14 protein-coding genes and 3 pseudogenes are annotated in these 11,248 nt (G+C 68.8%); 8 read left to right on the top strand and 9 right to left on the bottom strand.

The window, feature by feature from the left end; translation table 11 throughout:
• The first annotated feature begins 125 nt into the window (after positions 1–125).
• Positions 126–329, top strand: coding sequence for a hypothetical protein (locus KUM49_RS49655; protein ID WP_254402877.1), 204 nt, complete (start codon positions 126–128; stop codon positions 327–329).
• A gap of 650 nt (positions 330–979) precedes the next feature.
• Here KUM49_RS49655 and KUM49_RS49650 read toward each other — a convergent pair.
• Positions 980–1,264 (bottom strand): cellulase-like family protein, encoded by a 285-nt coding sequence (locus KUM49_RS49650; RefSeq protein WP_254402876.1) that lies wholly within the window; start codon positions 1,262–1,264, stop codon positions 980–982.
• Positions 1,156–2,028, bottom strand: coding sequence for a hypothetical protein (locus KUM49_RS47325; protein ID WP_254402875.1), 873 nt, complete (start codon positions 2,026–2,028; stop codon positions 1,156–1,158). The genes KUM49_RS49650 and KUM49_RS47325 overlap by 109 nt, the downstream gene beginning before the upstream one ends.
• 435 nt (positions 2,029–2,463) lie before the next feature.
• Between KUM49_RS47325 and KUM49_RS49645 the strand changes: the two genes are divergently transcribed.
• The 3 genes from KUM49_RS49645 (at position 2,464) to KUM49_RS49635 (ending at position 4,004) form a co-directional block, all read left to right on the top strand.
• Positions 2,464–2,835 (top strand): transposase family protein, encoded by a 372-nt coding sequence (locus tag KUM49_RS49645; RefSeq protein ID WP_254402874.1) that lies wholly within the window; start codon positions 2,464–2,466, stop codon positions 2,833–2,835.
• Positions 2,832–3,524: a transposase gene (locus KUM49_RS49640; RefSeq protein WP_308407038.1), complete on the top strand. Its 693-nt coding sequence runs from the start codon at positions 2,832–2,834 to the stop codon at positions 3,522–3,524. Before KUM49_RS49645 ends, KUM49_RS49640 begins: the two co-directional genes overlap by 4 nt.
• 273 nt (positions 3,525–3,797) lie before the next feature.
• Positions 3,798–4,004: a hypothetical protein gene (locus KUM49_RS49635; RefSeq protein ID WP_254402872.1), complete on the top strand. Its 207-nt coding sequence runs from the start codon at positions 3,798–3,800 to the stop codon at positions 4,002–4,004.
• A gap of 56 nt (positions 4,005–4,060) precedes the next feature.
• Here the strand turns inward: KUM49_RS49635 and KUM49_RS47315 are convergent, their stop codons facing one another.
• Complete coding sequence (locus tag KUM49_RS47315) at positions 4,061–4,585, bottom strand: hypothetical protein (RefSeq protein ID WP_217243194.1); 525 nt, start codon at positions 4,583–4,585, stop codon at positions 4,061–4,063.
• A gap of 66 nt (positions 4,586–4,651) precedes the next feature.
• A complete protein-coding gene (locus KUM49_RS47310; RefSeq protein ID WP_217243198.1) occupies positions 4,652–5,047 on the bottom strand; it encodes a hypothetical protein in 396 nt (131 codons plus the stop codon).
• Between KUM49_RS47310 and KUM49_RS49630 the strand changes: the two are divergent.
• Positions 5,039–5,356 (top strand): annotated as a pseudogene (locus tag KUM49_RS49630) (DUF6192 family protein); the annotation flags it as partial. The gene KUM49_RS47310 and the pseudogene KUM49_RS49630 sit on opposite strands and share 9 nt — an antisense overlap.
• A 3-nt stretch (positions 5,357–5,359) precedes the next feature.
• Positions 5,360–5,455, top strand: a pseudogene (locus tag KUM49_RS49625) (RacP protein); the annotation flags it as partial.
• Between the two features lie 263 nt (positions 5,456–5,718).
• Here the strand turns inward: KUM49_RS49625 and KUM49_RS47300 are convergent.
• Together KUM49_RS47300 and KUM49_RS47295 are read right to left on the bottom strand one after the other, a co-directional pair.
• Positions 5,719–6,387: an NAD-dependent epimerase/dehydratase family protein gene (locus tag KUM49_RS47300; protein ID WP_217243193.1), complete on the bottom strand. Its 669-nt coding sequence runs from the start codon at positions 6,385–6,387 to the stop codon at positions 5,719–5,721.
• A gap of 34 nt (positions 6,388–6,421) precedes the next feature.
• Entirely contained in the window at positions 6,422–7,096 is a 675-nt protein-coding gene (locus KUM49_RS47295) for a TetR/AcrR family transcriptional regulator (RefSeq protein WP_217243192.1), read from the bottom strand.
• A gap of 151 nt (positions 7,097–7,247) precedes the next feature.
• Here KUM49_RS47295 and KUM49_RS47290 point away from each other — a divergent pair.
• A pseudogene (locus KUM49_RS47290) lies at positions 7,248–8,672 on the top strand (aldehyde dehydrogenase).
• Between the two features lie 143 nt (positions 8,673–8,815).
• A complete protein-coding gene (locus KUM49_RS50125; RefSeq protein WP_302185592.1) occupies positions 8,816–8,938 on the top strand; it encodes a hypothetical protein in 123 nt (40 codons plus the stop codon).
• Positions 8,939–9,304: 366 nt separating this feature from the next.
• On the opposite strand, the gene KUM49_RS49620 is transcribed toward KUM49_RS50125, so the two are convergent.
• From KUM49_RS49620 to KUM49_RS47280, 3 genes are all read right to left on the bottom strand, one after another.
• Positions 9,305–9,454, bottom strand: coding sequence for a hypothetical protein (locus tag KUM49_RS49620; protein WP_254402871.1), 150 nt, complete (start codon positions 9,452–9,454; stop codon positions 9,305–9,307).
• Between the two features lie 9 nt (positions 9,455–9,463).
• Positions 9,464–10,159: a recombinase family protein gene (locus KUM49_RS47285; protein ID WP_254402870.1), complete on the bottom strand. Its 696-nt coding sequence runs from the start codon at positions 10,157–10,159 to the stop codon at positions 9,464–9,466.
• A gap of 368 nt (positions 10,160–10,527) precedes the next feature.
• Positions 10,528–11,193, bottom strand: a complete 666-nt coding sequence (locus tag KUM49_RS47280) for a TetR/AcrR family transcriptional regulator (RefSeq protein WP_217243191.1) — start codon at positions 11,191–11,193, stop codon at positions 10,528–10,530.
• Between the last annotated feature and the right edge of the window lie 55 nt (positions 11,194–11,248).

The following is an 11,248-nucleotide window of genomic DNA, read 5'->3' as shown; positions in this document are numbered from 1 at the left end:
CCGTTGCGTGCCGCCCACTCGGAAAGCTTCACCCGATCAAGATAACAGATAAGAAACGCTGAGATTCACTGATGAATCGCGCAACAGCTGTCAGCCCCACCAGCACCCGTAGAGAGGAGAAGCCTGTGCCCGCTGCCGATAACAAGGCGCTCGTCATCGCGTTTTGCGAGCAGGCGTTCAACGACTACCAGCCGGAAGAGGCCGCCGCCGCGTATCTCGGGGAGAGCTACATCCAGCACAATCCGGAGGCGCAGGACAGTCCGCAGGCGTTCGTCGGTTACGTCCACTGGCTGCGCGGGCAGTTCCCCGACCTGCGCCTGGACATCTAGAGGGCCGTCGCCGAAGGGGACCTCGTCGGCACCCACAGCAACCTGCATCTCAAGCCGGGCGACCGAGGCATGGCCGTAGCCGACTTCTGGCGCCTCGCCGACGGAAAGATCGTCGAGCACTGGGACGTGATCCAGGAGGTGCCCGAGAAGAGCGCCAACGACAACACCATGTTCTGAGTTCGGCAGTCCCTTTTGCGGGTCGCTCCAAGCGAACGCCACCGCCGTCCCGGTCCACGGGGCCACGTACATCTCCTGCGTCCTCGGCGGAAACCCGGGCACGCCGTCCATTCGGTCAGCGGGCGGCCTGCCCGGGCAGGTAGCGGTTACGTCAGCACCTCCCGGTTGGCCCACCGCATGGGACGGTCCGCATCGGACTCCCGAGTCAACGCTGGTGTCCGCGCATCACTGGGTGTTTTGCCCACCGTCGTGCTCAGCAGGGCGGGCAGCCCCGATGACGGCCACGGTCCGGACTTCCATGAGCCCTTCGCTGCATCGCCCACGGAATTTCGAGTGCGGCGTAGGAGCGGATCGTGTGACCGATGAGGCGGCACGCAGTGGGCGGGTGGCCCGCTTCGCGCCGCTCCTCATGCTCCCGGTCATCGTCTCGGCACGGCTCGGCGTCTGTGTTCCGGGCCGCTGTGGGGGCGTGCTCAGGCCGCAGCGATACGGGCGTTGACCCGCCGCATCCAGTCCCGGTCGGTGTGCCACATGGGGTGGTGCGGCGCCGCGTTCGATGTCAGGACGACGCCCTGGAAACCCGCGGCGAGGCAGCGGTCGACGACGAACTCGGCGATGTCCTTGCCGACGGCGTCCTCCTCGAAGCGCGTCAGGAGCGGGGTGTAGCCCACGACGCCTTCTCCGAGGACGGCGGGGATACGACGGCGACGGGCGAACTCGGCGACGGAGTCGACCCACTGGGCCAGCGTCTCCCGCATGGCATGCCGGTGCGCCGGATAGTTCTCGTAGAGCCACAGGTCCCAGCGGTCGGGTCGACCCAGTCGTGTGCGTAGAACAGTTCGCGCGGGATTCCGGTGGCGGCCAGTCGCCAGGGCTCGTCCGGCTGGTAGTCGGCGAAGGCGGGCGCGTCGGGGCGCAGCATGGCGGCCAGTTCGGGGGTGGGCCAAGTCGTCGTCTCGGGCGCCGCCTCGGTGCCGTGCCCGAGTCCGACCGCCTCGTAGAGCACGCCGTAGACGTAGAAGTGGAAGTGCGCGATCTGCGCCCCCTCCGGCAGGTCGTCGATCTCGCTTGGCCAGGGCTCGCCCAGCGAGTAGGTAACCGGGATGCCGGGGTGGCGGGCCCGCAGCAGCTTCACGGCACGGTCGAGCGGGCCGCGCAGATAGGCGTAGTGGGTGGCGCCGTCGCGCGGTACCAGGGAGCAGTTGTCGACCTCGTTGTGCACCTCGACGTAGGCGACGTGGTCGGCCAGTCCGCGCTCGGTGAGGAAGTCGAGGGGTCCGGCGAGGGCTTCTGCCACCGCCTCCGTGCGGTCCGGGCCGGGCACCTCGGCCAGGGCGCGGTGCCAGACGTCGGTGTCGGCGAAGCTGGGGGACTGCTGGTACTCCCAGGAGGACACGATCACCTTGCAGTCGTGGCGGGCGGCGGCCTCGAACAGCTCGACGAGCCGTCGGCGGCCGTCCAGCGGATAGCCGCCGCGCACGTCGTACCAGCGGGTGTGCTGTCCGAACTCGGGTTCTGGCACAACTTTCGTGAAGTCGAGCCGATCCTTGGCGCCAAAGGCCGGTAGTCCCAGTGAACCGGCAGGTCAGCGGCTTCTCGGACGCGGGCTCGTACTCGGCGGACACAGCTTCACGGATGTTGTGCCAGAGTCAAAACTCGTGAACATCACCCGCCCGTGGATCTGGGCGCCTCCCAAACCCGTGAACAACTGACTTCACGACTCGGTTCTGGCACAGATCTTGGGGAGCGGTCGCGGAGCGTTACCCCAATCGTCGATTGTGAGGGGTCAGGTTCGCGTGAGACCGCGTACGCCTTGGCGTTGGACGGTCAGAATTGACGCTCCCTCAGGTGCCTGGCAATAGCTGCTGCGGTCGGTTGTGGACGGTGATGGTGCTGGTCATGCAGACCGATGCACCGTTCTGGGACTCGCTGGTGTTCGATGGAATCGACGAGGTGGATGTCGAGGCGGTCACGGGCCGCGTTCGGCACGGTCGAGGTGGTGGCGAAAGGCCGCGCGGCCGGGGCGGCATGTCCGGACTGCGGCTGCTTCTCAGACCGAGTCCACGACCGTTACCAGCGCAGGCTGAAGGATCTTCCACTCGCTGAGCAGGGCCTGGCGATCCGGCTGACGGTCCGACGCTTCATCTGCGGGTCGGCGGACTGCCCGCGCCGGACGTTCGCCGAACCATTCTTCCAGGTGACCGCCCCGTACGCACGGTTCACCACGCGGCTCAACCACGCCCTGGAGCGAGTGGGGCTCGCCTGGGCGGGGCGGGGCGGGCCGGCGCCCGGCTGGCGGCCCAGCTGGGCTTCGGCGCCGGAAGGATGACCTTGTTACGAAGGGTCATGGCATTGCCCGATCCGCAGTTCAGCACGCCGCGGGTGCTGGGCGTGGACGACTTCGCGATCCGCCGCGGCCAGACCTACTCCACCGTCTTGACCAGCGTCGAAGACCACCACGTGGTCGATGTGCTCCTGACACGTGAAGCCGGGCCACTGGCCGCCTGGCTGATCCGCCATCCCGGCGTGGAGATCATCTGCCGCGATCGGGCGAGCGTATACGCCGAGGGCGCCCGACGCGGCGCCCCCGACGCTCTGCAGTCGCCGACCGGTTCCACCTGTGGCAGGGCCTCGGCCGAGCCGTGGAGACCTGCGTCGCCGCCCACCGCGACTGCCTGCGTAACCCGTCGCCCAACGGCATGCCACCGCAGGACACCCGCCCAGCTCCCGGCCGGTCGCAGGACGACTCGGAGACCGTCGGTCGGCGGGCCGAGCGGAAGGAGGCAGCGCACGCCCTGGTCCACGAACTGCTTGCCCAAGGCCACTCACGCCGGGCGATCGCCCGGCACCTGGGCTGGGGCCTCAACACCGTGCTCCGATACGCGAGCGCCGCCCGCTGGCAGGACACCATCCGCGAGAACCAGCCCCGGCCCAGCAGACTGGACCCCTACAAGCCCTACTTGGAACGGCGATTCGCCGGGGGATGCACCAGCGTCACTCGACTTCACAGCGAGCTGATAGCCGAGCAAGCTCCTGTCACCTACGGCATGGTCCGCGCGCACATCGCCACTTTGCGCGGGGCTCCATCCGGGGCGCCGCCCCGGCCGCCGACGGTGCGGCAGGTGACCGGCTGGCTCACCCGGCACCCCGCGACCCTGACTGAGGAAGACCGCGCCGGCCTGAAGGAGGTCCTGGCGCGCTGCCCCGAGCTGGACACGGCAGCCGGACGTGTCCGCGACTTCGGCGAGATACTCACCGACCGCCTCGGATCCACGCTCCCCACCTGGATCGATGCAGTCGATGCAAGCCAGCTACCCGGTCTCACCTGGCTTCGCACTCCACCTGCTCCGCGACCTCGACGCCGTGAAAGCCGGGCTCACTCTCGACTGGAGCTCCGGCAGTATCGAGGGCGCCGTGAACCGCATCAAGAAGATCAAGAGACAGCTCTACGGCCGAGCCGGATTCGAACTTCTCCGCAAGATGATCCTGCTTCAGTGACTCTCCGCGATCGCGACCCCAGATGTTTCGCCAGAAACGCCTTCTGACCCCACTGGTCAGAAGCGCGGCCCAACACCGGGATGTGAGACCAAGGCACAGGCCGCGATCTGCAGTTGCGCTTTCCATACCGCCTCGTCGAGCCCCAGCGTGTACTCGATGCAGCACGCGCATGACGGGAGTAGTGCCACGAATGCTTGCTCTTCGGCGGTCTCGACCTCCATCTCCGACCACTCGTCCGATGCCAACTCGGCAAGATCCACCTCCCCGGCGCTGAATCGCGCGGCCAACCTGCGCAGCGCGTATCGTCGGGCCACGTGGTGATCGGGCAGAATGATCCCCAATTCTTCAAGAGCCTGCTCGAATGTCTCACGGATGTCCCGGGGGTCCGCATGACGCGGCAGACCGGCGAGCTCGCACAGAGTCGGCGTGTCCATTCCCATTGCGAGTGCCTGGGCAGCGGTCATCGGCAGGTCTTCGGGACACACCTGATCCGCCTGATACAGCCACGCCGCCTCCACCAGGGGTGGATAAGCGCTGCGGACAGGGCTCTCGGGTTCGGATGTGTCGTCTATCGCTGCCATGATTCCTACGATGCCAGCACAGCTCGCGAGAGTGCCCGGAAATTTCGACTGTCCCGGCAAACCGCCCTACGGGCTGACCCAACGCATGCTGTTGCCCCGGTGATACTCCGCGACCGCTCCCCAAGATCTGTGCCAGAACCCACGACTCGTGAACAAAGCCAGCCACCCGCGCACCGGCTCGTACCTGCTGTCCAGCCGCTTGAAGACGATTCCCTCCAGACCGACCGCCGACCACGTCAGCCACTCGTCGATCGTGTCCGCGTCGGTGGTCGACGGGCACAGCGCCCACGGCGCCGTCAGCGTGCGCTCGGCGAACAGGTCCTCCAGTGCGGCCCGGCGCCGCCGGTAGGGCCACTGGGTGGTGTCGGTGCCCTCAAGGCGCAGCAGGTCGAAGGCGAAAGCGAGCAGGTTCGTGGATTCCGGGGGTCGAACAGAGCGGAACCCGACGCCGCGGTCAACCATGCCCAGGTCGAACGCGGGCGGCAGGCCCGCGAGCACTTCGAGGACACCAGCCCCGTCGCCCCGGCGATCCGCAACATCGACCGGTCGGTTCAGTTCCTGGACCTGGTCACCGCCTGCCACGCCTTCGTCGCGGCAGCCGGCCGCGTCGTCCCCGGGATGCGCGACCGGCAGCTCGGTGACGACGAACGCACCATCGTCCACGAGAACGTCGCCCGGGTGAGGGCCACCCTGGACTGGATCGAGACCGCGGTCGACACCGGGAAGGTCGACGTCGACGGCGAACTGGCCCGCCTGCTGCAAGGTGAGTAGGCGATGCCCCGCGCGTCCGCGCGCAGATCCGCCGCCGCCCAGCGACACGCCGACACCGTCCGGTTCGTACTCTTCGAGGCGAGGCGACCGGGCCCGCTCAAACAGGAAGGACATCTTCGTGGTTCAGGGCGCGAGCCACTACGACCTGTACGACCAGCCGAAATACACCGCGCAGGCGCTGGACAAGCTGGAGACCTTCTTCGCGGAAAACCTGTAGCCGCAGCGGCAGTCGCCGCGCCGGTGCAGGGCGGCGCCCTGCGCGCGTGGCCACTGGCATGCGTTGGAGGCCGTACCTGCTGTGCGGACGGAGCCCGGTCGCCGGGCTCCGTCTTGGCTGTTCACCCTGCGGCGGCAAGCTGTGGTCAAGGTGCGCCGAGCCGATTGATGTCGCCGCTGCCGAGTACATGCGGCTCGTCGCCCTTCTGCTTGGCGACCGCGATCATCGCCCGCCCCAGGTGTTCAGTGGTGGTCGTGTGTCCGGGCGCGATGCGGTGCAGGACGGGATACAGCCAGGACGTGGCCCGATACAACGCCCGGTAGCTGCCTGTCTGCGAGACGGCGCCGTGCCGGGGCTGGATGTAGCCGGGGCGGAACATGTACGCGTGGAAGTCCATCGCCAACAGGGCGTTCTCCGTACGGCCCTTGACGCGCGCCCACATCGCGCGGCCCTGCTCCGTGCTGTCGGTACCCTCGCCCGACACATACGTGAAGGTCAGGGCGGGATTGCCGGCGCCGACCACGCGGGCGGCGGCGAGCGTGCAGTCGTACGTGATCCGGGTGTACTCCGCTTCCTTCCGCCCGGCCGCCGAGACGCCCAGGCAGTAGAAGCAGGCGTCCAGGTCCTTCAGTGCGTCCTGGATCGCGGAGAAGTCGGCGAAGTCCGCGTGCACGAGCTCGCGCAACTTCGGGTGGGACGTTCCCAGGGGCTTGCGGACGACCAGCAGGACGTCGGTGACGGTGTCGTCCAGGAGACAGGCGCGCAGGACGCCCTGCCCGACCATGCCGGAGGCGCCGAAGATGACCACGCGCATGACTGCTCCAAACACTGAGAGGTGGGGCCGCGCGTCAGGACTGCGCGCGGGCGAGGGTCCCGGCGACGAGGGTCGTCAGGGTTTCCTGCAGGGACGGCGCGAAGTCCATCCGGTACACGGCCAGGGAGGGATCTTCCTCGTAGGCGGCGAGCATGGCGGCTGACGGGCGGGCGTGTGTCCATACCGCCCCGGCAGCCATGATCATCTTCCCGCACAACTGCTCGGCGCGCTCGCCCAGTTCAGGCAGGTGGACGCGGGCCAGGGCGGCGAGGTCGGCGACGCTGGAGAGGGCGGCCTTCTTGTAGCGGGCGGCGACCTCGGGCGAGACGTTGCGCTCCAGTACGCCCGCCTGGGCGCTGAGCAGGTCGAACAGGGTCCGCCAGTCCGCGAGGCTGCGGGTGATGACCTCGGCGAACTGCTCGCCGCGTCGGCTCACCGGAGCGCCGGCGTCGGCGGCGGCATCAAGCTGCTCGGGCAGATCGGCGTTCCACTGCTTCCACGCCTGATCGAGGAGTTCCAGCAGGACCGCTTCGCGGGACTCGAAGTAGCGCAGCACATTCGACTTGGCGAGACCGACCCGGCGGCTCAGCTCGTTGAGGGCAACCGCACTCACGGGCATCTCGTCGAGCATCGCCGCAGCGGTGTCCAGGATCGCCTGGCGTCGCATCGCGCGCCGCTCCTCGCTGCACGCGCGCTGGAAGGTCGTCATACGCCCACTTTACAGACTTCCGGTCTTTTGACATCAGACCGGCGGTCCCTTACGTTGGGAGCACCGTAATAGACCGGCGGTCTGAAAGGGCTCGCCGGTGTCCCCCGCCCTGCGAGCAGCGCCCACAGCAGGGCAGAAAGCGAGATGTGCCATGACGTCCTACGACAAGCTCTTCATCGGTGGCCACTGGGTGGCCCCGGCCGGTTCCGAGGTCATCGAGGTCCGCTCCCCGCACGACCAGTCGCTCGTCGGCACGGTTCCGCACGCCACTCCGACGGACGTGGACGCGGCGGTGGCCGCAGCCCGCGATGCCTTCGACGACGGCCCGTGGCCGCGGCTGACGCCCGAGGAGCGGCAGGAGACGGTCAAGCGTTTCCAGGAGCTGTACAGCAACCGGTCCGCCGAGATGGCCGCACTGATCACCGCGGAGAACGGCACGCCGATCGCGATCACCACCGGCCTGAACGTGCACGGCCTGCCCGAGCAGACCGCTGCCTACCTGCGCGCCGCCGAGAACCTGCGGTGGGAGGAGCCGCTCGCGTCCGGGGCGCTGCTGCGCCGCGAGGCGGTCGGCGTGGTGGCCGCCGTCATCCCGTGGAACGCTCCGCACTAGTCGGCCCTCGCCAAGATGGTGCCCGCGCTGCTTGCAGGTGCCACCGTCGTCCTGAAGGCGTCGCCGGAGACGGCGGTCGACGCCCTGGCGCTCGCGGAGGTCTTCGCGGAGGCCGGGTTCCCGGAGGGTGTCGTCTCGGTGCTGCCCGCGGGCCGTGAGACGAGCGAGTACCTCGTCGCCCACCCGGACTTCGACAAGATCGCGTTCACCGGGTCGACCGCGGCGGGCCGCACGATCGCCTCCCTGGCCGGTGAGCAGCTCAAGCGGGTCAGTCTGGAGCTCGGCGGCAAGTCCGCCGCGATCGTCCTGGAGGACGCCGACCCCGCCGCCGTCGCCGAGGGGCTGAGGTTCCACTCGCTGGGCAACAACGCGGAGAGCTGCCAGGCCCTCACCAGGATCCTGGCCCCGCGCAGCCGCTACGAGGAGGTCGTCGAGGCGGTCAAGGCGATGATGGAGTCGCTGACCGTCGGTGACCCGTCCGACCCGGCCACGTTCATCGGCCCCATGGTCCGTGCCGACCAGCAGGAGCGCGTGCGCTCCTACATCGAACTCGGCATCGCCGAGGGCGCACGCCTGGTGACGGGCGGGCCGCAGGTTCCCGAGGGCCTGGAAGGCGGCTTCTATATCACCCCGACCCTCTTCGCCGACGTCGACAACTCGATGCGCATAGCCCGCGAGGAGATCTTCGGGCCGGTCCTGGTCGTCATCCCCTTCGACGACGAGAACGACGCGGTCCGGATCGCCAACGACTCCGACTACGGCCTGGGCGGCGGCGTCTGGTCCGCCGACCGTGAGCGCGCGCTGGCGGTCGCCCGCCGGGTGCGCACCGGCCTGATGATCGTCAACGGCGCCATGCCCGGCTTCGACAGCCCGTTCGGCGGCTTCAAGGCCAGCGGTGTGGGGCGCGAGTTCGGGGCCGTCGGCCTCAACCAGTACATCGAGCACAAGACCATCGCCGTCTGATCCGCGCCGCCCGCAGTCCTCGCTGCTCGACGCTCCGATCCGCTTCCTTCCGACCGAGGGGCCACCATGACCTTGTTCTCCCCCCCTCGTCACCCGCCCTCTCTCCCGAGCGTCCAGGCTGCTCCGGCCCCCAGGTGCCGGCCGTGGTGACCTTCCCGGAGTTCCCCGGCCGCACCAACACCCTGATGTTCTCGACGGCGTACGGCGACGCCGAGGACACGATCCACCACCCGCCCCAGGACTTGGACGCCATACCGCAGGTGTAGGACACCTCCACGGCGGCGGCTCCGTCGAGGGGCAGCGACCGGCTCGCCTCACCCCTGTACGCAACAACGCCGGCAGCCCGGACGGCATCGCCCCCGCCCTCGTCATGGCGGGTTCTAACAGTCCCCGCAACACCCTGAAGTTCAGGGAGTTGCGGGGACCGTGGATTTTGAGGTGCTGAAGGCTAGGTTCTTCGAGGCGTTGGACCGGGAGGACGGCAGCGTTGCGGGTGCTGCTCGGGCGGTCGGGGTGAACCGTCACACGGCGGCCGGGTGGGCGCGCAAGGCTGGTGTCCGTGGTCGAGGGAAGCCCGGTACGAGGCCCTGTTCTCCCGAAGCTACGGCGAAGTGACAAGTAGCTCGGCGTAATCAGAGTGACGCTCGGTCAGGAGCGGCGAGGCGGGGTCCGGGGACCTCGCTGTTCTGGAGGGCGCCGAAGTCGGCGTGCGCGGCCTCGATGGCTTCGGGGTATGCCTCGCGCTTGGTGTGTTCGGCGAGCGCCCGGTAGATGCTGGCCACCGAGGGGTTCTATCCCTTGCGCTTGCCGGTCGGGATGATCAAGTCGGGCTGGATCTGCTCGACGGACTCGCCGAGCGCCCGGCGCCGGAGCACGGTATGGAGCATGTCGTCGGTGATGACCGGGGGCCGGCCGCCGTGCTTGCCCTTGCGGGCTGCGGTTTCGAGCCCCTCCAGGGTCGACTCGCGGATGTTCTCCCGCTCGGTCTCCGCCATCGCGGCGAAGAACGCGAACAGCAGCTTGCCGGGGCCGGTGGGGTCGTAGATGCCGGCCAGGGGTCCGGCGAGCATCTCCAGGACCAGGCCGTGGGCGGTGAGGCGGTCGGCGAGCGCGGTGAGTTCGGCGGCGTCGCGGCCGAGGCGCTTCATCTCGTACACGGTGAAGATGACTCGGCAGTGCGGGGCGTGCGCCTTGACCTCCCGCGTGGTCCGCAGCGCTTCCTCGAACTTGGGCCGTACGCGAATGCGGGTGCTGATCTTCTCGCTGAAGATCTTGTCCCTCGGGATGCCGTGCTTGGTGAGCGCGTCGAGCTGGGAGTCGAGTTCCTGCCCGAGGGTCGAGCAGCGGGCGTAACCGATGCGGATGTCCGCGCTCGGCAGGTCCGGGTCGATGCGTGCTGGCGGCGGGGTGCCCGGGCGCCATGACCGGCCCGGGCCGCGGTCGGCCGGGGTGGGCACCCGCAGCGCCTTCTTCAGCCGGGGCACCATGGTGAAGCGGCGGGTGTGGTAGGCGGAGGCGACCGCGCCGCCGCGCGAGCGGCAGGGCGAGCTGGGCTGGGCATCGCACTTCGGACAGGCGTGCTATTCGACGTCGTTGGCGTCCGACCGGTCGGTCGGGGAAGGCTGCTGAGGGTCCGTCATGAACCCGGATTTGCGCACAATGCAAGTCTCAGAAGGGGGTCAGTCCCGCTTTTTAGTGAGAACGGGTTCTGCGAACGAATCCGGGTGCAACGAGGAGCCGGCGGTGCGTGAATGATCTCGCTCGCGCAAAGGACCGTTTGTGAGAGTGGACCGTCGGTGCTGCTCCGGCCTGGCTCGGAGAGCTCACACCGCGAGCACGTTGCCGGAGGAAGGGTTCAGTCGCGTGGCAGCACGCCCAGGAGCGTCGAGGTGAAGGAGAGCCGCAGCGCGTCACGCAGCTCCAGGTTGAACGCGCCGAGAGCGGGTTCGTCCGCGTAGGCGGCGAGGACGCTGGGCGGCGGCGGTACGTACGACGACAGGGCGCCCGCCGAGACCAGGATCAGCAGGCAGAGCAGCTGTGTGTCCTGGCCGAGCTCGGGCACGTGGCGGCGCAGCAGCTCGGCCATGGCCTCGGTCCTGGTGAGGTAGGACCGCTTGTGCCGCTTGACCACCTCGACCGAGACGTTGTGCTCGAGGACGCCGCCCTGGGCGCCGATGAGGTCGCACAGCACCACGTGGCCCGCCAGTGACCGGCTGAGGATCTCCGCCAGCCGGCCCGCCCGCACCTCAGGCGCCGCGTGCGCCTCGATGCCCGCGGCCAGCTCGTCCGCCAGCTCGGTGAGCCAGCTCTCCAGGAAGACGTCAAGGAGTTCGAGCAGCACCGCCTCGCGTGACTCGAAATATCGCAGGACGTTCGACTTGGCCAGGCCCACCCGGCGGCTGAGCTCGTTGAGGCTCACGTCGGCCACGGGCATCTCGTCGAGCATCGCCGCCGCCGTGTCCAGGATCGCCCGGCGGCGGATCTCCCGCTGCTCCTCGCTTCGCGCTCGCTGAAATGTCACGCCCCCAAGCCTAGCTTATAGACCGTCGGTCTCTTGACAGGGGACCGCAGGTCTC

The organism is Streptomyces sp. AC555_RSS877, from assembly GCF_019049245.1.
GTDB lineage: Bacteria > Actinomycetota > Actinomycetes > Streptomycetales > Streptomycetaceae > Streptomyces.
This window is presented reverse-complemented; position numbering and strand designations above follow the sequence as displayed.

Bases quoted from the DNA above. Each gene is read 5' to 3' on its own strand.
- KUM49_RS49650 (WP_254402876.1), bottom strand. From the start codon at position 1,264: ATGCGGGAGACGCTGGCCCAGTGGGTCGACTCCGTCGCCGAGTTCGCC.
- KUM49_RS49645 (WP_254402874.1), top strand. From the start codon at position 2,464: ATGTCGAGGCGGTCACGGGCCGCGTTCGGCACGGTCGAGGTGGTGGCG.
- KUM49_RS49640 (WP_308407038.1), top strand. From the start codon at position 2,832: ATGACCTTGTTACGAAGGGTCATGGCATTGCCCGATCCGCAGTTCAGC.
- KUM49_RS49635 (WP_254402872.1), top strand. From the start codon at position 3,798: ATGCAGTCGATGCAAGCCAGCTACCCGGTCTCACCTGGCTTCGCACTC.
- KUM49_RS47315 (WP_217243194.1), bottom strand. From the start codon at position 4,585: ATGGCAGCGATAGACGACACATCCGAACCCGAGAGCCCTGTCCGCAGC.
- KUM49_RS47310 (WP_217243198.1), bottom strand. From the start codon at position 5,047: ATGGTTGACCGCGGCGTCGGGTTCCGCTCTGTTCGACCCCCGGAATCC.
- KUM49_RS47300 (WP_217243193.1), bottom strand. From the start codon at position 6,387: ATGCGCGTGGTCATCTTCGGCGCCTCCGGCATGGTCGGGCAGGGCGTC.
- KUM49_RS47295 (WP_217243192.1), bottom strand. From the start codon at position 7,096: ATGACGACCTTCCAGCGCGCGTGCAGCGAGGAGCGGCGCGCGATGCGA.
- KUM49_RS47285 (WP_254402870.1), bottom strand. From the start codon at position 10,159: ATGGTGCCCCGGCTGAAGAAGGCGCTGCGGGTGCCCACCCCGGCCGAC.